The organism is Azotosporobacter soli (assembly GCF_030542965.1).
In the GTDB taxonomy this organism is placed as follows: domain Bacteria; phylum Bacillota; class Negativicutes; order SG130; family SG130; genus Azotosporobacter; species Azotosporobacter soli.
Genome location: NZ_JAUAOA010000015.1, coordinates 1 through 22467 on the forward strand (window position 1 = coordinate 1; position 22467 = coordinate 22467).

Annotated in this window: 15 protein-coding genes; 11 read left to right on the forward strand and 4 right to left on the reverse strand. The window is 52.5% G+C overall.

The features are described 5' to 3' along the window. Together QTL79_RS12570 and nifJ are read left to right on the forward strand one after the other, a co-directional pair. On the forward strand, positions 1-1350 hold a 1350-nt coding region (locus QTL79_RS12570), incomplete at its 5' end, for an amino acid permease (protein ID WP_346355317.1). A gap of 100 nt (positions 1351-1450) precedes the next feature. Further along, a complete protein-coding gene (gene nifJ / locus QTL79_RS12575; RefSeq protein ID WP_346355318.1) occupies positions 1451-4960 on the forward strand; it encodes a pyruvate:ferredoxin (flavodoxin) oxidoreductase in 3510 nt (1169 codons plus the stop codon). A 688-nt stretch (positions 4961-5648) separates the two neighbouring features. Here nifJ and QTL79_RS12580 read toward each other — a convergent pair. Next, entirely contained in the window at positions 5649-6974 is a 1326-nt protein-coding gene (locus tag QTL79_RS12580) for an SLC5/6 family protein (RefSeq protein ID WP_346355319.1), read from the reverse strand. Positions 6975-7279: 305 nt separating this feature from the next. Here QTL79_RS12580 and QTL79_RS12585 point away from each other — a divergent pair, with 305 nt between their 5' ends. The 6 genes from QTL79_RS12585 (at position 7280) to nrdJ (ending at position 14284) form a co-directional block, all read left to right on the forward strand. Next, on the forward strand, positions 7280-8314 hold the full coding sequence (locus QTL79_RS12585; protein WP_346355320.1) for a M42 family metallopeptidase: 1035 nt from the start codon (positions 7280-7282) through the stop codon (positions 8312-8314). Between the two features lie 234 nt (positions 8315-8548). Beyond that, complete coding sequence (locus tag QTL79_RS12590; RefSeq protein ID WP_346355321.1) at positions 8549-9235, forward strand: Crp/Fnr family transcriptional regulator; 687 nt, start codon at positions 8549-8551, stop codon at positions 9233-9235. Between the two features lie 17 nt (positions 9236-9252). Further along, entirely contained in the window at positions 9253-9957 is a 705-nt protein-coding gene (locus tag QTL79_RS12595; RefSeq protein WP_346355322.1) for a DUF969 domain-containing protein, read from the forward strand. Beyond that, complete coding sequence (locus QTL79_RS12600) at positions 9954-10880, forward strand: DUF979 domain-containing protein (RefSeq protein ID WP_346355323.1); 927 nt, start codon at positions 9954-9956, stop codon at positions 10878-10880. The genes QTL79_RS12595 and QTL79_RS12600 overlap by 4 nt, the downstream gene beginning before the upstream one ends. Before the next feature lie 2 nt (positions 10881-10882). Beyond that, positions 10883-11527, forward strand: a complete 645-nt coding sequence (gene pcp, locus QTL79_RS12605) for a pyroglutamyl-peptidase I (RefSeq protein ID WP_346355324.1) — start codon at positions 10883-10885, stop codon at positions 11525-11527. A gap of 411 nt (positions 11528-11938) precedes the next feature. Beyond that, on the forward strand, positions 11939-14284 hold the full coding sequence (nrdJ, locus tag QTL79_RS12610) for a ribonucleoside-triphosphate reductase, adenosylcobalamin-dependent (RefSeq protein ID WP_346355325.1): 2346 nt from the start codon (positions 11939-11941) through the stop codon (positions 14282-14284). Positions 14285-14335: 51 nt separating this feature from the next. Here the strand turns inward: nrdJ and QTL79_RS12615 are convergent, their stop codons facing one another. Both QTL79_RS12615 and QTL79_RS12620 read right to left on the reverse strand, forming a co-directional pair. After that, positions 14336-15952 carry a flagellar assembly protein A gene (locus QTL79_RS12615; protein ID WP_346355326.1) on the reverse strand — a complete coding sequence of 539 codons (1617 nt, stop codon included), beginning with the start codon at positions 15950-15952 and terminating at the stop codon, positions 14336-14338. A gap of 96 nt (positions 15953-16048) precedes the next feature. Further along, the gene (locus QTL79_RS12620) at positions 16049-16519 is read right to left on the reverse strand and encodes an acyl-CoA thioesterase (protein ID WP_346355327.1); all 471 of its coding nucleotides are present in this window, start codon (positions 16517-16519) and stop codon (positions 16049-16051) included. 254 nt (positions 16520-16773) lie between these two features. Between QTL79_RS12620 and QTL79_RS12625 the strand changes: the two genes are divergently transcribed. After that, positions 16774-17157, forward strand: coding sequence for a hypothetical protein (locus QTL79_RS12625; protein ID WP_346355328.1), 384 nt, complete (start codon positions 16774-16776; stop codon positions 17155-17157). A gap of 54 nt (positions 17158-17211) precedes the next feature. Here QTL79_RS12625 and htpG read toward each other — a convergent pair whose 3' ends face one another. Then, positions 17212-19158: a molecular chaperone HtpG gene (gene htpG, locus QTL79_RS12630; protein ID WP_346355369.1), complete on the reverse strand. Its 1947-nt coding sequence runs from the start codon at positions 19156-19158 to the stop codon at positions 17212-17214. Positions 19159-19435: 277 nt separating this feature from the next. Between htpG and QTL79_RS12635 the strand changes: the two genes are divergently transcribed. Together QTL79_RS12635 and QTL79_RS12640 are read left to right on the forward strand one after the other, a co-directional pair. Continuing rightward, on the forward strand, positions 19436-20362 hold the full coding sequence (locus QTL79_RS12635) for an exopolyphosphatase (protein WP_346355329.1): 927 nt from the start codon (positions 19436-19438) through the stop codon (positions 20360-20362). A gap of 385 nt (positions 20363-20747) precedes the next feature. Beyond that, positions 20748-22430: a ribonuclease J gene (locus tag QTL79_RS12640; RefSeq protein ID WP_346355370.1), complete on the forward strand. Its 1683-nt coding sequence runs from the start codon at positions 20748-20750 to the stop codon at positions 22428-22430. Positions 22431-22467: the final 37 nt, after the last annotated feature.

Genomic DNA, 22467 nt, shown 5'->3' on the forward strand with positions numbered 1-22467 from the left:
GAACTGATCGCTTTGGGCGGCACAATCGGCGTAGGTCTATTCATGGGTTCGGCAAGCACCATCAAGTGGGCAGGACCGTCGGTTCTTCTCGCCTATGCGTTAGCCGGCATGGTTATGTTCTTCGTTATGCGGATCATGGGCGAAATGCTGTTCCTCGAACCGGTCACCGGTTCCTTCGCCACCTATGCGCATAAATACATTCATCCGTTGGTCGGTTATCTGACCGCCTGGTGTTACTGGTTCCTCTGGGTCACCGTCGGCATGGCCGAGGTCACCGCAATCGGCATTTATTGTAATTATTGGTTTCCGGACGTCGCACAGTGGATTCCTGCACTCGCAGGCGTTGCGATCGTCGCTGCGGCCAACATGGCAGCAGTTAAATACTACGGCGAATTCGAATTCTGGTTTGCACTCATTAAAGTAGCGGCCATCATCACAATGCTGGTCATCGGCGTTGGCATCATCGCTTTCGGTATCGGCAACGGCGGCGTGCCGATGGGCATCGGCAACCTCTTTAATCACGGCGGTTTCTTCCCGGGCGGTCTCGAAGGCTTCCTCTTCGCACTCTGTTTAGTTACCGCGGCGTACCAAGGCGTTGAACTCGTCGGCATCACGGCCGGCGAAGCCGAAGATCCGAAAAACACGCTGCGCAAAGCAACGAAAAACATCATCTGGCGTATCCTGATTTTCTACATCGGCGCGATCTTCGTTATCCTGTCCATCTATCCCTGGAATCAAATCGGCACCATCGGCAGCCCGTTCGTTATGACCTTTGCCAAAGTCGGCATCGTAGCCGCTGCCGGCATCATCAACTTCGTTGTTTTAACCGCGGCCATGTCCGGCTGTAACAGCGGCATCTACAGCGCGGGCCGCATGCTCTACACGCTGGCGCAAAACGGCCAGGCGCCGAAATTCTTCGGCAAAGTATCCGAAAGCGGCGTACCGTCGAACAGCATCATGACCACAATCGGCTGTCTGCTGCTTGGCGTATTCTTCAACTTTATCGCACCGGATTCCAAACTGTTCATCTATATCTACAGCGCCAGCATCCTGCCTGGCATGATTCCCTGGTTTGTCTTGGCGATTGCGCAACTGAGCTTCCGCAAGAAATGGGCGGCTGAAATGCCGAATCATCCTTTCAAATCGCCGTTCTATCCGATCAGCAACTATTTCACGATTGTGTTCCTCTGCTGCGTACTGGTCGGCATGTGGTTCAACTCCGATACGCAGGTATCGCTGATCGTCGGCGCAGTGTTCTGCGCGATCGTCATTGCCAGCTATTACATCTTTGGCATGGGCAAACGTCAGACGCTGCATGATGCGGATGAGAAAAAAGCAGTGAATCAATAAGCGTCTTCCAGTAACTGATTGCTTGCGCGCCGCAAGGTGCGCAAGCAATCTTACTTTAGAAAACAAAACAATTTACGATAGAAAGAAGGATGGAAAAAACATGACAAGAAGAATGCAAACAATGGACGGCAACACGGCTGCCGCATACGTATCCTACGCGTTTACCGATGTAGCGGCTATTTTCCCGATCACGCCTTCCTCCAACATGGCGGAACACGTCGACGAATGGGCGGCCAAAGGCAAGAAAAATTTATTCGGCCAAACGGTCGAAGTCGTTGAAATGCAATCGGAGGGCGGCGCAGCCGGCGCTGTGCACGGTTCGCTGCAAGCAGGCGCATTGACCACCACTTATACCGCATCGCAAGGTTTGCTCTTGATGATTCCGAACATGTACAAAATTGCCGGCGAATTGCTGCCGGGCGTCTTTCATGTCAGCGCGCGCGTTGTCGGCGCGAATGCGATTAACATTTTTGGCGATCATTCCGACGTCATGGCGACGCGGCAAACCGGTTTCGCACTGCTCGGTTCGAACAGCGTGCAGCAGGCGATGGATCTGGCTGCCGTTGCACATCTGTCGGCGATCAAGGGCAAGGTTCCGTTCATGCATTTCTTTGACGGCTTTCGTACTTCGCACGAAGTGCAAAAAATTGAAGTGCTGGAATATGAGGAACTGGCAAAACTGCTCGATCAGGATGCGGTCGACGCTTTCCGTCGTCGCGGCTTAAATCCGGATCACCCGGAAATCAAAGGCACCGTACAAAACTCGGACATTCATTTCCAACAGCGCGAAGTATCGAACCGCTATTACGAAGCGCTGCCGGAAATCGTAGAAAACTACATGGCGGAGATCAACAAATTGACCGGCCGTGATTACCATCTCTTCAATTACTATGGCGCAGCCAACGCCGACCGTCTGATCATTGCGATGGGCTCGGTTTGCGAAGCGATTGAAGAAACCGTCGATTATCTGAACGCCAAAGGCGAAAAGGTCGGCTTGCTGTCCGTGCACCTTTTCCGTCCGTTCTCGGTCGAACATTTCTTCAAATACATCCCGAAGACGGTCAAGAAAATCGCCGTGCTTGACCGCACAAAAGAACTCGGCTCCTATGCCGAACCGCTCTATCTCGACGTCAAAGCCGTATTCTGCGGCAAAGAATGGCAACCGACCATTGTCGGCGGTCGTTGCGGCGTCGGCGGCAAGGACGTCATTCCGGGCCATATCGAAGCAGTCTTTGAAAACCTGAAACTGGCGCAACCGAAAGATCATTTCACGGTCGGCATCGTTGACGATGTAACGCATACGTCGCTGCCGCTCGGCAATGACATCGATACAACCGCTCCCGGCACAAAAGCCTGTAAGTTCTGGGGCCTTGGTTCCGACGGCACCGTTGGCGCGAACAAGAGCGCGATTGCGATCATCGGCGATCACACCGACATGTATGCGCAAGCTTACTTTGCCTATGACTCGAAAAAATCGGGCGGCGTTACGATTTCGCATCTGCGTTTCGGCAAACGTCCGATCCGTTCCCCGTACCTGGTTAACCAGGCAGACTTCATTGCCTGCCATAACCAGTCCTATGTCGATAAATACAACGTGCTCGAAGGCCTGAAACCGGGCGGCAACTTCCTCTTGAACTGCAACTGGAGCGCGGCCGAACTCGACGAGCACCTGCCCGCCGACATGAAGCGCTATCTGGCAAAGCACAAGATCAACTTCTACACGCTCGATGCGGTGAAAATTGCGCAGGAGATCGGTCTCGGCGGCCGGATCAACATGATCATGCAATCGGCCTTCTTCAAAATTGCCGACATCATTCCGGTTGACGAAGCGATCGCGCACCTGAAGAAAGCGGTCGTAAAATCGTACGGCAACAAAGGCGACAAGGTCGTCAACATGAACAACGCGGCAATCGACCTCGGCGTGAACGCAATCGTCAAGATCGATGTTCCGGCTGCCTGGTCGGATGCGAAAGACGTTGCGACAAACAGCCAGGAAACGCCTGCGTTCATCAAAAATGTTCTGGTACCGATGAATCGCCAGGAAGGCGACAAACTGCCGGTCAGCGCTTTTGTCGGCATGGAAGACGGTACCTTCCCGATGGGCACGTCCGCTTATGAAAAACGCGGCATTGCGATCAACGTGCCGTGCTGGTTGGAAGACAAATGCATTCAGTGCAACCAGTGCGCCTATGTCTGCCCGCATGCGGCCATCCGTCCGATTTTGGCCGACGCGGCTGAAATGGAGCGCGCACCGCAAGGATTTAGCGCAAAAGCGGCTGTCGGCGCAAAAGATCTGAGCTTCCGTATCGCGGTCTCGCCGTACGATTGTACCGGTTGCGGCAACTGTGCGCAAATCTGCCCGGCGAAAGAAAAAGCGTTGGAAATGAAACCGCTCGAAAGCCAGCTGGAGCAAGCTCCGCTCTGGGATTATGCGATGGAAGTCAAAACCAAGGTCAATCCGATGAATCCGTTCACGGTCAAAGGCAGCCAATTCGAACAGCCTCTGCTCGAATTCTCCGGTGCCTGCGCCGGTTGCGGCGAAACGCCGTATGCGAAATTGGTCACCCAGCTGTACGGCGATCGGATGATGGTCGCGAATGCCACCGGCTGTTCGTCCGTCTGGGGCGCCAGCGCGCCGTCGATGCCGTACGCGAAAAATCAGCGCGGTCATGGTCCGGCTTGGGGCAACTCGCTCTTTGAAGACAACGCCGAATTTGGTTTGGGCATGATGCTTGGCGTGAAACAACTGCGCAAAAAAATGGCGCTCGATATTGCAAAAGCTATCGAACTGCCGGTTAGCGCCGAGTTGAAAGCGGCCGGACAGGCTTGGCTCGACAATGTTGATAATGGCGAAGGAACGCGACAGCGCGCCGATCAACTGATCGCCTGCCTGGAAAAGGAAAAAGGCAGCGATGCGCTGCTCAACGAAATTTACAAAAACCGCGACTTCTTGGTGAAACGTTCGCAGTGGATCTTTGGCGGCGATGGCTGGGCGTACGACATCGGCTTCGGCGGTCTTGACCATGTGCTGGCTTCCGGCGAAGACGTCAATGTGCTGGTCTTTGATACCGAAGTGTACTCCAATACCGGCGGACAATCGTCGAAAGCAACGCCGACCGCGGCGATCGCCAAGTTTGCCGCCAGCGGCAAGAAGACGCGCAAAAAAGACCTCGGCATGATCGCGATGAGCTACGGTTACGTCTATGTGGCGCAAATCGCAATGGGCGCCGACAAGAACCAGACGCTCAAAGCAATTGCCGAAGCGGAAGCGTATCCGGGTCCGTCGCTGATCATCGCTTACGCGCCGTGCATCAACCATGGCCTGAAAGTCGGCATGGGCTGCAGCCAGCTCGAAGCAAAACGCGCGGTCGACAGCGGCTACTGGGCGATGTACCGCTACAACCCGGCGCTCAAAGAAGCCGGCAAAAAAGCGTTCAGTATGGATTCCAAAGAGCCGATTGCAGACTTCAAAGAATTCCTGATGGGCGAAGTGCGTTACTCCTCGCTGCAAAAACAGTTCCCCGAAATGGCCGAAGCGCTGTTTGCCAAGACGGAAGAAGACGCCAAGGATAAACTGGCTACCTATCGTCGTCTGGCGGAACAAGAATAGAGTAAGAACGAAATAGAAGGGCGTCGTCGAATAGCTAAAACTATCCGGCGACGCCCTCTTTTTTTCAGACTTGCTTAAAAGGAGTCTGCTTCGCAAACTAAACTTGATTGTGCTGCTTTCATTCTAAGCATCAGCTCTATCCGCAGACGTGGTTTTTCCAGAACTAACGGGCTCCGTACCCGACATGGCCGAAAGAGTCTGCATCTTCCGTCATTCCGGACACAATGCGCCATCCGGGCGCAGTGTCCGCCCGCAGCGTCCATGCTGCGGGTGATGTCAGATTTGCCTCTTTCAACCTGTCGGGCTTTACTCGCCCTAACGTTCTGTAAAAATCACGCCTGCGGGGCTTGGGAGACGGAAGGATAAGACGGAAAAGGATTCGATGATTCTCGGCGTTCCTTTAAAATCACTTTTGCGGAAATAGCTAAAGCCATTAATAAACAAAATTGCTATCGATTTCATTTTGCTAAGACCAATTCTTAAAATAATATCTGTGTTAATGTAAGATGGCAGTGAAAAATATTCTTAGGCGAAACATGCGTAATCGTAGGAGTGATTCGTTAAGGCATAGAAAAGCCCGGAGCGAAAATTCGCTCCGGGCTTTTCCTAATGCGATCCACCGCAGAATGTTCTTGCGCGTTCCAGCCAGAGAGTGGTTGAAATTAAGTATGCGCAGGGGTGCTGTTGCTTACGAGAAAGCGAGGAACGGGGAGATGCAAAGCAGAATGCCGGTGGCGATGATGATCTTCAAGGATAGGCCTTTGTATTGTTCGAGGAACGGTACCTGATAGACCAGATAAGCCGGAATCAGACAACCGACCAGGCCGAAAATCGGACTGCAGATCGAGGTGAAACTGAGAACCGGCGCATTTAATGCGATTGCGCTCCAGGATAATAATACCGTGAAGATCATGATGCCGTAACCGACCAGCGTCGTGTTGATTTTGTCTTCCGGCATGATCCGGCGCAGGAAGTTCATCGCTAAGCCTTGGCAGGCTTCGCGGAAACCGAGGTACACGCCAAAGTATGCGGTCATAACGGCAAAAATATTCAAGATCAGGCTGAATATCTTGACGCTCTGCTGGCCGCCGCCTTGGGCAACCATTGCCAGAGCCGAAATGTTCTCATGTGATGCCTTTACGGCTTGTTCATGTCCCATTGCCAAGGTGAACGAAACTGCGTAAAAGAATACCGTGACGAACAGAATGCCGAATGCGATGTTCATTGCGCGCATCGCTTTGAAGCGGGCTACTTCGATCGATTTTTCATGCGAACGATAGGAGATGACCATAGGGCTTAAACTTTGGATGAACAGGATGGAAGTCAACGTAAACGGCAGCATGACGATCGCGTCTTTGAACAGGTCGCCCAGTGCGGGAATCGCACCGATGTTGGCGAAGTCCCAACGGCTGACCATTGCCAGACCGAGGAACGCGACAACGCCGAGCTTGGTCAGAACCATGCCGGTGGAAATCTTAAAGAGGATTTTTTCTCCGCGTGAGGCCAGGGCAACCAGGCCGCAAATCAGCGCCAGGCCGTAAAACGGATTTGTCGAGAGCAGCGTATCGGTTACGCCGAAGGATTGCAGGAACGAAGCGCTGTCGTTGGTGATCGCGGTCGAATAGACGAAGACCCAGATCACCAGCATGATAAAATACAACGCGCCGAGGAATACGCCCCAGTTTTTGCCGAGATAACCGGCGATGACGCTGGGATAATCCTTGCATTCGGGGGAGGCTGCCAAGGTGTTGATAAATAATTTCTGAAACAGATACATGGCGGGATAACCGATTACGGAGGAAAGCAAGAATACCCATAAGCCCATCAGGCCGACTTGAACCGGCAAAAATACGATGCCGGCGCCGATCGCCATGCCGATGCTCATGATGACCCAGCCCCAGTCGACCGAATCAAAGCGGATCGCTTCCTTCCACTGCTTATCGGTCATACCGGCTCGCGCTGCTGGACTGTCTAACAACAAGTCCGCTTCTTCTTCTCTAGCTAGTGCTTTCATGTATAACGCCTCCTAAAAATATAAATGTCTTATGCTTGCTGCGGTGGATACACAGATATACATAACTAATGCAAGAAGCGTGCCAAGCGAAAAAACAAGCGTGGCAGGAGTGAAAAGTAGATGTATTCTCAATGCGTCGTGCGAATTTGCGAGAAAAAATGAGAAGTTTCGCAATTATTGAAACTGAAAAACAATTATATCAATGAAATTTGGCAGGGGAATGGGAAATCGGAAAGGAATAGTAGGAAGAGAGAAACAAATGATTGCAAGAATAGCTAAATGCATGAGCAATGGAGGACGCGAACATGGAAAAACAGTTGGATTATGCGGTAGCGCAAATTGTAAAACTTTGTGCAATTCCGAGTCCGTCGGGATTTACGAAAGAGGTTGAAGCGCATCTGTTGGAAGAGTTTCGTGCGCTTGGCTTTAAACCAACGCAGACGAACAAAGGATCGGTGCTTGTCGATCTGGGAGGCGAGGGGAACGCGCTGGTGCTGGCTGCCCACGTCGATACGCTTGGTGCGATGGTACGATCGATCAGTGCCAACGGACGCTTGGCGTTGACGAAGATCGGCGGTTATCCGGAAAATTATATCGAAGCGGAAAACTGCACGGTTCACACGCGTACCGGAAAACAGTATTCCGGTACGATCCTCTTGAAAAATCCGGCGGCGCATGTCAACCCGGAGGTGAATAATACAAAGCGCACGCTGGAAAAAATGGAACTGGTGATTGATGAAAAGGTAAGCACGAAAGAGGCGGTGAAAGCGCTTGAAATAAGCGCCGGAGATTTTGTTTCGTTTGCGCCGCGTACCGTTGTGACGAAGAGCGGCTTCATTAAAAGCCGTCACCTCGATGATAAGGCCAGTTCCGGAATTTTGCTGGCGCTGGCAAAGTGGATCAAAGAGGAGAAGTTGCCCCTGACGCGCAAGGTGTATTTATTGTTTACGACCTATGAAGAAGTCGGGCATGGCGGTACAAGCGGTTATCCGGCCGACGTTAAGGAAATGATCTCGGTTGACATGGGCGCGGTGGGGGATGATCTTGAGACGGATGAATACAAAGTGTCCATTTGCGCCAAAGCATCGAAAGGACCCTATGACTATGACGTGACGACACGCTTAATTGAACTGGCGAAGAAATTAGCGCTGAATTATGCGGTCGATATATATCCTGCCTATGGTTCGGATGCGGATGGCGCGCTATTGGCCGGTCACGATTTTAAGCACGGGCTGATCGGTCCGGGCGTCGCCGCATCGCATGGTTATGAGCGCACGCACCTTGACGGACTGGAAAATACGTTACGCCTCGTCAAAGAATACATCACGACAAAGAAATAATGGGAAATCAGGCTGTGAATGACGCGGACGGCGTTTTTCGCAGTCTTTTATTTGCCGGTATACTTGTGATTTGCACCGGAAGTGTAGCCTGGGATACTTTTTTTTCGCACGACCTATTTATAATGATAGATAGATGACTGTCCGATGTGAACGTCCGAATGAGTTTGCGGGAAAGACGCGATCTGTCTGTGATAAGATATAAAAAAACAGGCAGAAATAAGGGATGTGGGGAAAATGTATCAGGATCTGTTCGATGAGCAGCGTCAAACGGCGATGCGCCAGTACTTTTTGCAGAACTTGGCAGGACAGGGGATTATCCGGCGCTACCAGCGCAGGGAATTGATCGATTTGTCACTCTTACAGGACTGTTTTGCGATCGTATGCAAGGGGAAGGTGGTGAAAAGCATCCTCAGTTCCAGTGGTCAGGAGAAACTCTTATATACGCTGCGTCCGGGGGAGATTTTCGGCGAAATGGCGATGCTGAACGGCGGATTTTTAAATTACCAGGCGCGCGTTAAGGAAGACTGTGAACTGGCGTGCATCAGTCGTGAGCTATTGGCGAAAAACAGGGCGGCGGATGCCAAAGTGCATGACTATATCATGAACAGCATCACGCGCAAGTTCCGTATTGTTCTCCTGCAGCTTACCAATACCACCTTCAACGATGCCCATGGTCGCATCGCCGATCTCCTGATTCGTCTGGCCGCCTGCGCCGACGACCTCGAAGATGAGTGCGACGGCCGCACCATTTCCACACATTTCACGCAACAGGAATTAGCGCAAAACGCAGGCTGCTCAAGGATTACCGTGTCGCGGACGTTGCAGCGCTTTTCCCAGGAAAATCTTATTACGATCTCCAAGAAGCGGATTGTCATCAAGGATCTCGAAGGTTTGGCACGTTATACGGATCGCGTGCAGTAAGAAGTGGAGGGGTTGCATTGATCAAGCTTATCGGTGTAGTCGTTGTTATCATTGGCCTAGTGTTAAGGTTTAACCCGCTGTTGGTCGTCATTGCGGCGGGCTTTGTCACCGGCTTTGTTTCCGGCATGAATCCGCTGGAAGTACTCGGAGCGATCGGCAAGGCATTTACGACCAATCGATACATGTCTTTATTTATTCTGGTATTGCCGGTGATCGGCGTTTTGGAACGAAACGGATTAAAGGAACGGGCGGAAAATCTGATTCGCCGGATGCAGGCTGCAACGCCGGGGCGCATTATGCTCTCGTATATGCTGATTCGTCAGGTGACGAATGCGTTCGGCCTTCAGATCGGCGGCCATCCCAGTTTTATCCGGCCGTTGATCGCGCCGATGGCGGAAGCGGCCGCATTAAAAGGCCGGACGGCATCGACGAATACTTTGGATCGCATTCGCGGCATGGCGGCTTCGGCGGATAACTACGGCAATTTTTTTGGCCAAAATTTATTCATTGCGGCCGGAGGTCTGCTCTTGATTAAAGGGGTTATGGATCAGGCCGGTTATCCGGTAAGCTTATTGACGATGGCGCAATATGCGATACCAACGGCTCTGGCAGCGCTGGCCATTGCGGCGTTTCGCTTCCTGCTCTTTGACCGTAGAATCGAAAAAGCCATTCGCCGCGAACAAACGTCGGAGCAGGCGAAGCGGGAAGGAGAATCGGCATGAAATTGACATTGGAACACGTATACTATTTGACAGGGGCTTTTCTGCTGATTTTTTCGCTCTTCACCGCAGTCGATAAGAAACACAACAAGCGTTGGGGGACGGCGGCTTTTTGGTTTCTCTACGGCGTTACTTTTTTGGCGGGCACAAAACTGACGGATGAAGTGGTTGGCGGCATGGTCGTACTGATGGCTGCGATTGTCGCCTGCAAGCAAATGGGAAGCGGTTCTTACAACGAAGCATCAAGGGAAGAGCGGCAAGCGCGGGCCGACAAATTCGGCAACCGTTTGTTTATTCCTGCTCTGCTGGTGGGATTGATTACGCTGTTGGTAGCGAAGTTCACGACGTTGGGTGCGTTGGTCGGACTGGGCATCGGAGCTGTTGTCGCATTGCTGCTGACGTTGGGTTTGACGCGGGAAAAACCGCTGCAGACCTGTAATGAAGGGCGACGCCTTATCGATGCCATTGGCTGGGCCGCCATTCTCTCGCAACTGTTGGCGGCGCTTGGTTATTTATTCGATAAGGCTGGCGTCGGACAAGTTGTGGCGGGCATCGTGTCCAGCATCGTGCCGTCCGAAAGCGCTTTGGCCGCAGTAATCGCCTATTGCTTAGGCATGATGCTGTTTACGATGATCATGGGCAACGCTTTTGCTGCGTTTGCCGTGATTACCAGCGGAATCGGTCTGCCTCTGGTGATTAAGGTGCACGGTGCAGATCCGGCAATTGCCGGCGTTATTGCGATGCTGGCCGGATTCTGCGGCACGCTGATTACGCCGATGGCGGCCAATTTCAATGTGGTGCCTGCGGCGCTGTTGGAAATGGTCAATAAGAACGGCGTGATACGAGCGCAGGTCATGATGGCGCTGCCGCTGATTTGCGTTAATATTTTGCTCATGTATTTCTTAGCATTGCCAGGGGGGAGATAAGCATGAAGACCGTACTGATTACAGGTTTTGAACCGTTTGGCGGTGAGCCGGTGAATCCGGCGCTGGAAGCGATACGCCGTTTGGAAAAAAGCACGATCGGCGGTGCGCAGATTGTGACGCGGGCGCTGCCGGTGGTAAAAGATAAAGCGATCAGTCATTTGGTCAGTCACATCGATGAAATAAGGCCGGATCTGGTGTTGGCCGTGGGGCAGGCCGGTGGGCGGCCGGAGCTTAGCGTCGAACGGGTCGCAATCAATGTGGACGATTACCGGATCAAAGACAACGAGGGCAACCAACCGATTGATGAAGCCATCGTGGCGGGCGGACCTGCGGCTTATTGGTCCAGCCTGCCGATCAAGGCGATGGTGGAAGCCGCTAAGCAAGGCGGGATTCCGGCCAGCGTCTCTAACAGTGCGGGAACCTTTGTCTGCAACCATTTGTTTTACGGCCTGATGCATCATTTGGCGAAAAAAGAGGCGATACGCGGCGGCTTTATCCATATTCCGTATTTGCCGGAACAAACGGTGCGCAATCCGGGGCAACCCAGCATGGCGCTGGAAACGATTGTGCTCGGTTTGGAACTGTTCATCAAAGCGGCGCTGAAATATCGCGAAGATTTGAAGCAAAGCGCCGGTACAATTTGTTAAACGATCGCATAGATAAAAAAGACGAAGCTTCGGCTTCGGCTCAGAGTGTAGACAATTGAAAAAATAAGATGAACACGAAATGAAAAGAAACGATAACACGAAGAAGTGAAGCGGGCCGATCCTATCGGCCCGGTAGAAAGAGAGGAAGAGTAAAAATGAACTCTTCCCCCCTTCTCTTCTTCAACTCTTCGTGTAAAAACGTTCCTCTTGATTTCGTTTTGTCGACAGTCTCAGACGAAGCTTTGGCTTCGTCTTTTTTAGTTGCCGGGAAAAGATAAAAATGAAGGCGACTAAAAAACAAAACATAATTATTATCCAAAAGGCATTGTTATTGTCTTTTGGATGCGATACAATATATAGTGTCAGCGAAAATGAAAATGTTTTTTTGATACTATATATGGGGGGTGCGGAATGAAGATTGTCAAACGCCAGGGAAACCTGGTCGAATACGATGCAGCGAAGATCTGTCGGGCGATTGAAAAGGCGATGGCGGAAACCAAAGGCGGCGTCGATGAGGCACTAAGCCGAAAGATTGCCGAATGCATCACGCAAGAACTGTCCGGTCGCAGCGGCTGGCCCGGCGTGGAAGAAATTCAGGATCGGGTCGAAGAATTATTGATGGACAGTCCGCGCAAAGACGCGGCGAAAGAATATATCATCTATCGTTGGGAGCGGGAAAAAATCCGGCGTCGCGACACGAAAGACGAGTATGTGATGCTCACGGACGACTTCGTCAGCAAATACAAGCATCTGCAATCGCCGATGGGGCAACTGGGGAACTTTGTTTATTACCGCACCTATTCACGATATCTGCCGGAACAGGGGCGGCGCGAATATTGGTGGGAAACGGTGCGCCGGGCGGTAGAGTACAATGCGACTCGCGTGCCGACGTCACGTGAAGAAGCGGAAAAATTATTCGACAATATTTTTCATTTGCGTCAGTTTCTCTCCGGCCGGACGTTCTGGGTCGGCAATACGGCAGTCGCGAAAGAATATCCGATGGCGAACTATAATTGCGCCTTTGAAATCCTCGATTCGTTCGAGGCCTTTAAGGATTTATTTTATCTCTTGATGATCGGTTCCGGCGTCGGCGTGCGAATTTTGCAGGATGACGTTGCGGCGATGCCCAAAGTGTACGGCAAGTACGAGTTGGTGCATCGCGATTACATTCCGGTGCCGAAAGAGGAACGCGATGAGCATACCAGTCTGCTTTTTGAACAGAATACGGCGGAAATACGGGTCGGCGACAGCAAAGAAGGCTGGGTACAGGCGCTTGGTTTCTTTTTTGAGCTGGTGAGCAGCCACGAATACAAAACGATCAAGACGATCCTGATCGACTATTCACAGGTACGGCCGAAAGGCGAGCGCTTGAAACGCTTCGGCGGCACGGCGAGCGGGCATGAAAGTTTGAAGAACATGTTCCGCAAGATTGACAAGGTGATCCGCCGCCGCGCCGAAGCGAGTGAAGAACGCGGACGCTTGCGCGCCATTGACTGTCTCGATATTGCGAACATCATCGGTGAAAATGTCGTGGTCGGCGGCGTGCGCCGCACCGCGGAGATGGTGATCGTCGATCCGGAGGATCAGGAGTGCATAGAGGCTAAGTCATCGCTTTATAAGCAGGTCGATGGCAAATGGGTCGTCAATCAGGACTTGGTTCATCGTCAGATGAGCAATAACTCGATCTACTATCAGGCAAAACCGAGTCGCGAGCGTTTGAAATGGCAAATGGAGCGGATGCGTTATTCCGGTGAGCCGGGTTGGATTAATGGCGAAGCGGCGGCAAAGCGGCGCAGTAATATGAATGGCGTGAATCCGTGCGGCGAGATTTTGCTCGATTCGAAAGGACTCTGCAACTTGACGACGCTCAATGTGCTTGCGTTCGTCACGGAGAACGGCAGCGTCGATCTGCCTGCGTTGCTTGAAGCGCAGCGCCTGTCGGCGCGAGCGGCTTATCGCATGACCTGCGTGGAACTGGAATTGCCGAGATGGGACGCGGTGCAGGAACGTGATCGTCTCGTCGGTTGTTCGCTGACCGGTTGGCAGGACATGGTCAATGCGGTGAAAATGGAGCGTGCGGCGCAGGCCGAGCTGCTCGCCAAGTTGCGCCAAGCCGCAAAGACGGCGGCGGACGATTATGCGAGGGAACTCGGCCAACGCGCCCCGATCCTGGTGACGACGATCAAGCCGGAAGGCACACTCAGTCAGTTACCGACGGTATCGAGCGGCGTCCACTACGCTCATGCGCCTTATTTTATCCGGCGCATCCGCATCAGCAGCAGCGACCCGCTGGTGAAAGTGTGCGAAGAACTTGGTTATCCGGTCTATGCCGAAGTCGGTCAGGAATGGGAAACGTGCGTGACGAAGGTCATCGAGTTTCCGGCTAAGGCGCCGCAGGGACGGACTAAATATGACGTATCGGCGCTTGAGCAATTGGAAAACTATAAAATGTTCATGCAGCATTATGTGGATCACAATTGTTCGATCACGGTGTCGGTGCGTAATGACGAATGGGCCGACGTCGAAGAGTGGGTCTGGGATAACTGGGACGATGTCGTTGCGATATCGTTCTTGGCGCTCGACGACAGTTTTTACGAATTGCTGCCGTATGAGGCGATCGACGAAGAGGAATACCGGCGTCGCGTTAAGGCGATGCGCCCGTTCCTGCCGTCGCTGTTGGCCAAGTATGAGCGGGAAGGCGATGTTTTTGACCTGGGGGAGGACGGCTGCGAAAGCGGCATTTGTCCGATTCGCTGAGAAAAAAGGCAGACGGTGTGATTTTTCACATCGTCTGCCTTTTTCTTGTCGCTAGTAGTCCGCAGAGATGCGGATCTCACCGTCGTGAACATAAAGAGATAAGTGCTGTAGCGCGTCCGTCATTGTCCGGGTCAATCGTCCGATCGAGACCTGCGTGCCCGGATAGATCACATCGGCAACTCGGATGATGCCGGGTTTTAACGATTTTAGAAGCGCTTCGATATCGGTGATACGTTCTTTCGTTTCTTGGAGCTGTTCTTCGAGTACGACGCATTGCGTCGAGAGTTTTTCATGCCGCGCCTGTTTTTCCGTATCAAGATTTTCGCGGCCGCGTACGTTGAGATAACCTAGCAGACGTTTCGACTCTTGGTATAAGGATTCGAAGGTGGTTACCGAGAGGCGGAGCGCATCGAGTTCGTCCTTGAGAAAGGGGTTGCCTGCGACTTCAAGTCGGGTCAAGAGGTGCGTGTGATTGCCGACAGTCTTGCTGCAGATCTCTTCGCCTGCTGAAATCCGTCCGCCGATGATGCGGCCGCGACGTCCGATCACCGCGACCTTGAGACCGGCGAAGATGGAACTGTTCATGACGACATCGCTGACCGTCACGCTTCTTCCGGCGAACAGGGAGGCATTTTCGACAAACAGCGCCGAGATGTCCTCCCGCGCCTTGATCTGGCTGCGGTTCATGCCTTGGATGCCTTTATGAACAAGGATGTTGGTCGCTTCGATCACGCCGCCGCTGACGCTGCCGCGAATCTCCACATTACCGCCGGCTTTGAGCGAGAAGCCGCATTGTAGGGAACCGTGCACTAAGACGCTGCCGATAAAATCGATGTTGCCGGTGTCGTAATCGATGTCCGACTTGATTTCTAAAAGCGGCAGAACGCCGACGCGTCCGTGCGCGATATGAAGCTGCCCGTCGATTGCGGCCAGCAGCTTCAACTTGTCCTTGACGCTGACGTTCTTTCCGACCGGCAGGGCGATCTCTTTGCCATGCTTGGCGGGAATCAGGTTGCCGAAGATGTCGTTGCCGGGAATGCCGGCGCTGGCCGGAATTTTTTCGAGCAATAACTGGTCTGCGCTTACGCTGAGGAATTTATTGATGTTTTTGAAATCGACACGATCGCCGTCGATTTCCTCCGGCCGGCCCTGCGCTTCGATGTCGATATGATAAGTCAGGACGGCGTCCGTGCCGTCCTGCGGCGCTTTGCCGCGCGCGCAGCAAACTCCGGTGCCGGAGCCCTGATCAACTAAGTCGGCGATGGCTGCATGGTCAATGCCGTAGATGACTCTGGCTGCGTGAAGTTCCTGCAGGATCTGCGCCGCACTCACAGGACTGGCGTCAGGCGGCAAGATCACATCGACGAAGGCGCGCAGGCGATCCGGACGGATATGGACCCGGATTTCCGCCGGAACGGCCGGAGGCGGCTCTGGCGGCAGCGGGTTGGCGATCAGAACGGGGCGTCCTTTTGCTTCCAGAACGGCCTTTTCAATGGCCGGCAAAAGAAAGAGAGTGATATTTCGTTTCTTTAACTCTTCGAGAATGACGGATTGGTGAAGAGGCTGGCCGCCGTTTTTCGGCGGATATACTTTGACATAAACGCCCACTTCCGTGATGCTGAGAGCGTAGCGCCCGTTTTCGGCGGGTAGGGAGGTCGGATCATCCATGAAAGCGACTCCTTTTGCAATAAGTGTGGTTTCAAGTGACAAGACAATGACTGAACATGTTCGGTGGGCAGCAACCGTTTTCCTGCAGGAAAACGATCAGGCGCCGCTTTTTTTGCGGGACAAATAGCGTTTTTGGCCTTCGAGGAAAAGGTGCTTTTCTTCTTCGTCTTCCGTAGCCGCCTCGGGAACCGGTTGTGGTTTTCCGTTGGCGTCCAGAGAAACCAGCGTGAAAAAAGCGGTCAATGCGATTTTTTCCGGTTCTTCATTGCTCAGATCTTCTACGCTTACGCTCACGGAAATTTCCATGGAACTGCGTCCGGTGAACGTCAAGCGACCGTGGCAGGTCACCAGATCGCCGATCCGAACCGGATGATGGAATTCCAGTTGATCCACGCGGGCGGTGACGACATTGGCGCGCGTATGGCGGCGCGCGACGACGCCCGCCGCGGTGTCCATGAGCTTCATAATTTCACCGCCGTGCACATTGCCGGCCGGATTGGCATGTTCCGGCATCATGACGGCGGACATGGTGACGAGAGAGTGGCGGATGGGTTTGCGGTTCATCATGATTCCTCCGGATAATATAGATAAGCTACTTCTATTATAACATGTCTGCTGCGACTGGGCGCGGCAAGAAAATGAGCGTGAAGCGGAAAAACAGTGAAGATTGCGTCGTCAGATTACGATAGTATTAGTAGAGTCTGTGACGGGAGGTGAAAAAGGGGATAAGCCAGGAAGGCGAATCGTTTTATGCATGGATGCGACCGGGCCGGATTTATCCGGACCTATCATACGTATGAATGATAAGGAGGCGCAAAAACATGACAAACGGAATCGGAGACCTAGGTAGTTTCAAGGTGGCTGCGACGCTTGGCACAAGCAAAAGCAGCGAAAACGCGAAATCGAACGACACGAAGCCGAAATATCTGACGGTACGAGACGGGCAATACGCCTATACCTATGTCGTGATCAGCGACAATTTCAAGGTGCTGATCGGACGGGTACCGCTGAGCGACGAGGAAAAGAAAGAAGCGGCTGAGAAAGAGGAAAAAGCGAAGTATGCCGCTTCGGAGGCTGCCAAGCAGCAAAAGGAACAGGAAGCGGTTCAAAGCGCCAACGCGCCGTTTCAAAACAGTCAGGATTATATCGCCTGTCAGCAGGTGGTCGCGCAAGCCAAAGAAAAGGGTATGTTGCCGTTCCTATAAGAAACCAAAGGAAAAGAAGCCTGCATGTGCAGGCTTCTTTTCCTTTGGGCCGATTTATTTGGCCATCAGTTTGGCTACCAGATTCGCGAAGCTTACCGGATCTTCCGGCGCCAGGCCTTCCATCAAAAGAGCCTGGCCGTAGAGCAGATCGCAGTAATCTTTGAACGACTCGGAATCCGGCGCTGTTTCATGCAGGTTCTTCAAGGTGCCGAACAGTTCATGCGTCGGATTGAGTTCAAGGATGCGACTCGCTTTGAACATACCTTGGTTCATTTCCGCGAGGATCTGTTCCATCGACAGGCTGATGCCGCTGTCGCCGCTGACCAGGCAGACTGCGCTTGATTTCAGACGGCTGCTGACGCGCACTTCGGCCACTTTACCGCTGAGTTTTTCCTGGATTGCTTTGATCAAGCTTTCATTTTCTTTGGCGATCTCTTCGGTCGCCGGTTTCTCGGCGTCAGGAGAACCCAGATCATCGAGATTCAGGTCGCCGCGGCTGACGGACTGGAAGGTTTTTTCCTTGTATTCGCGCAGTGCGTCGATTGCGAACTCATCCACGCGATCGAACAGGTAGAGGACTTCGACGCCCTTGTCGCGCAGCAGTTCCATCTGCGGCAAACGTTCGACGGCGGCGCGGTCTTTGCCTGCGGCATAATAGATGACTTTTTGTCCTTCCGGCATGCGGGCGATGTATTCATCCAGGCTGGCCAGGTTTTCTGTGCTGTGCGAGGTTGGGAAGAGCAGCAGCGCTTGCAGTTTTTCCCGGCTGGAGAAATCGGAGTAGACGCCGCTTTTAAGCGCCTTGCCGTATTCTTTCCAAAAGAGTTCATATTTGGCGCGATCCTTCTCGAGCATCGATTCCAAGGTTTTCAGGATGCTTTTCTCCAGATTCTTGCCGATTTTTTTCAATTGGCTGCTTTGCTGCAGCAATTCGCGAGAAATGTTGAGCGATAGGTCCGGTGAGTCGACCAGACCGCGTACGAAGCGCAGATGCTCCGGCAAGAGATCCTGACAGTTGTCCATGATGAAAACGTTTTTGCAGTAGAGGCGAATGCCGCTGGTCGATTCGCGCTGGTAAAAATCAAACGGCGCATGGGCAGGCAGGAAGAGAACCGAGGTGTATTCCACCATGCCTTCGACCTTGGAATGGATGACTTCAAGCGGCGCTTCCCAGTCCTGGAACATTCCTTTATAGAAGTTGTCGTATTCTTCGCGGCTGATCTCATTCTTGTTGCGCGTCCAGAGCGGCGTCATTGAATTAAGCGTACGAACGGTTGTCGTTTCGATTTCTTCCGCATCTTCGATGATTTTGCCTTCGGCGTCACGCGGCTTTTCTTTTTCGCTGAAACTCATCTTGATCGGATAGCGGATGTAATCGGAATATTTCTTGATCAAATCGGAGAGCGTGCGGCGTTCGATGAAATTTTCCGCCGGATGTTCGCTGCTGTGATGTTCTTCGTTCAAATGCAGGATGATCGTCGTGCCGCGGCTGTCTTTCTCGCACTCTTCGATGCTGTAGGTTCCGTCGCCGGTCGACTCCCAGCGTACGCCGCTTGCTTGTCCGGCGGCGCGGGTGATCAGCGTGACGCTTTTGGCTACCATGAACGCAGAGTAAAAGCCGACGCCGAATTGGCCGATCAGCTCGGTGTCGCCGACCGAACCGGCTTCTTTTAGTTTTTCAAGGAACGCCTTTGTACCGGACTTGGCGATCGTGCCGATATTTTCTACGACTTCATCATAAGTCATGCCCATGCCGTTGTCGGAGATCGTCAGTGTGTTCGTCTTTTCGTCCGGCAACAGATATATTTCAAAGTCGGAGTTTCCTTCCAGTAAATCCGGATTGGTCAATGATTGAAAACGAACCTTGTCGATTGCGTCGGATGCATTCGAGATCAGTTCGCGCAGGAAAATTTCCCGATTCGTATAGATGGAGTGTACCATCATCTCCAAGAGTTGCTTGGTCTCCGCCTGAAATTCCCGGGTCTGTTTTTCTTGTGTCATCATGAAGCCTCCCATTCTAGTCTAATCGACGCTATCTTGCGTTTCGCGCACAGGCGACGATGTTTTGTTAGCACTCTGATTCCATGAGTGCTAAATCATCTTTTATGATAACGAAAAAGTAAGATAAATGCAACGCTTCTTGCTTAAATATATTGGAAAAAAGCAAAGGTAAATGGAGGAAATTTCCTTTTTATGGTGAATTAGGATATAGTAATAACGGGAAACGGTTGCAGGAGTGACAAAGTGATGGGGATGAAGAAGAAAAGGGGGAGCTGCCATGTTTGATTTAAGCAAGAAGTATCGCTTGGTGACGCGCAGTGATTTTGACGGATTGGTATGCGCCGTGCTGCTGAATGAAATGAATCTGATCGATGAGATAAAATTTGCGCATCCGAAAGATATGCAGGACGGCAAGGTCGAGATCACCGAACGCGACATTACAACGAATCTTCCCTATGTCGACACGGCCGGACTCGCTTTCGACCATCATTTGAGCGAGACGATCCGCGTGGGCTGGGGCAAGCAGAATCACGTCATCGACGGTGTCGCGCCTTCGGCGGCGCGCGTCGTCTATAAATATTTCGGCGGCAAGGAACGATTTGCCGCTATTCCGGAGGAGATGATGCTGGCGGTCGACAAGGCCGACGCGGCGCAATTCTCGGTGGAAGACATCCTCGATCCGCGCGGTTGGGACTTGCTCAGCTTCATCATGGATGCGAGGACAGGACTCGGACGCTTTAAAGATTTCAGAGTTTCCAATTATCAGTTGATGATGGATCTGATCGCCTATTGCAAGAATCATACGATCCAGGAAATTCTCCGCCTGCCGGACGTAAAAGAACGGACCGACATGTACTTCCTGCATGAAAAAGATTTCAAAGACCAAATCAAGCGCTGCGCAACGGTGCATGATCATATTGTCGTGCTGCACTTGAAGGAGGAAGAGCCGATTTATACCGGAAACCGCTTTATGATCTATGCGCTGTTTCCGGAGAGCCAGATCTCGATTCATGAAATCTGGGGCTTGAACCGACAAAATACTGTGTTTACGGTCGGGAAATCGATCGTGAACCGTGCATCGCAAACGAATATCGGCAAGCTGATGCTGAGCTACGGCGGCGGTGGGCATCCGAACGCCGGTACCTGCCAGATCGAGAACGACAAAGCGGATCAGGTCCTGGCTGAGCTACTGCAAAAGCTGTGAAACGACAAGGCTTCCATAAACGAAATCAAGCGGGACGTTTTTACACGAAGAGTCGAAGAAGGTAAGGCGGGAAGATTTTATTATTCTTCTTCCTTTCTTCTTAACGGGTCGATAGGAGCGGCCCGCTTCGCTTCTTTCATGTTCATTCTATTTTAGCTACGCTCTGCAAGGCTTCCGTAAAAGGGAGCCTTGTTTTCTTTGCTGATTATTGTTGCAAATTTCCCAAAAGTAGATTAAGATTAATTGAATAGTAATTGAACGGCGTTAGTTTTAAGGATCATGGGTGCGGATTACAATGCAACAGTGAAGTAAAACTAGGGGCCTGCGGGGGTGCCTAGTTTTCAATTTCTAAGGGCTTACGAACAACATGTTACTGTTGAATATAATGAATGGAGGTGTTCCTTTGAAGAACACAACTGAAAAACTTTCGATCATTCCTCTGGGCGGTTTGGGGGAGATCGGCAAAAATATGACTGTTTTCCGCTACGGCGATGACATTGTCGTAATGGACTCGGGCCTGGCTTTCCCCGAAGATGACATGCTGGGGATCGACCTGGTCATTCCCGACATGAGCTACCTGGTGGAAAACAAGGATAAGGTCCGCGCCGTCGTCATTACGCACGGACATGAGGATCATATCGGCTCGCTCTTTTATTTGCTGCGCCAGATGGACGTACCCGTATATGGCTCTAAACTGGCCTTGGGTCTGGTGGAAGGCCGTCTGAAAGAATATCACGTTTCCGATCACAATCTGATTCCGGTGGAAGCCGGAGAAAAGATCCAGATCGGCGCGTTTGAAATTGGCTTCATCCGCGTCAACCACTCGATTGCCGATGCGTTCGGCATTTCGTTCAAGACGCCGGTCGGCACGGTCGTCCATACCGGCGACTTCAAGATCGACCAGACGCCGGTTGACGGCAAGATGACCGATTTGCACCGCTTTGCCGAATTGGGCGACGAAGGCGTTCTCGTCATGATGTCGGACAGCACGAATGCGGAGCGTCCCGGTTATACCAAGTCGGAGCGCACCGTCAGCGAGGCGCTCGATGTGCATTTTTCCGAAGCCAAGGGGCGGATCATCTTAACGACCTTTGCCTCCAATGTGCCGCGTTTGCAGCAGGCAATCGATTCCGCTTGCCGCTATGGGCGCAAAGTGGCTTTACTCGGCCGCAGTATGGTCAATGTGGTTGCAAAAGCGACCGAACTTGGTTATATGCAAGTTCCGGACGGCGTCATCATTGAACCAAATGAGATTTCCCGCTATCCGGAGAATCGGATACTGATCCTGACTACCGGCAGCCAAGGCGAGCCGATGGCCGCACTGAGCCGTTTGGCGAACAAGAGCCATCGCAGCGTCGAATTGAATCGCGGCGATACGGTACTGATTGCGGCAACGCCGATTCCCGGCAATGCGCGCTCCGTCGGCCGGATTGTCGATGCGCTGATGAAACTGGGCGCGGACGTCGTATATGAAAAATCCGAAGGCATTCACGTTTCCGGTCATGCCAGCCAGGAAGAATTGAAGCTGATGCTCAATTTGATCCGGCCGAAATACATGATTCCGGTGCATGGCGAATTCCGGATGCTGAAGGCGCATGAACGTCTGGCGACCGAAGTTGGCGTGCCAAAGGAAAATATCTTTATCGGTGAAAATGGCGCGGTGTTCGAATTTACCGCGGATAGCGGCAAAATTGCCGGCAAAGTGGCCTCGGGCAAAATTTTCATCGACGGTTTAGGCGTCGGCGATGTCGGCAACATCGTGATTCGCGATCGCCGTCAATTGTCGCAGGACGGCGTATTCATCGTCGTTGTGACCCTCGACAAGGAGCGCGGCTGCGTACTGGACGGCCCGGACATCGTGTCGCGCGGTTTCGTCTATGTGCGTGATGCCGAAGCACTGATCGGCGAGGCGAAAAAGATCGTCCGCACCGTGCTGGCGCGTTCGGAGAACGGCCCTATCACGGAATGGGCGCCGCTTAAGAATGCAATCCGCGATGCGGTCGGCAAGTTCCTCTTTGCCAAGACGGGGCGCAAGCCTATGATCCTGCCGATCATCGTCGATATTTGAGTGAAAACCAGCAAACCACCATCAGCCTGAGGCTTGA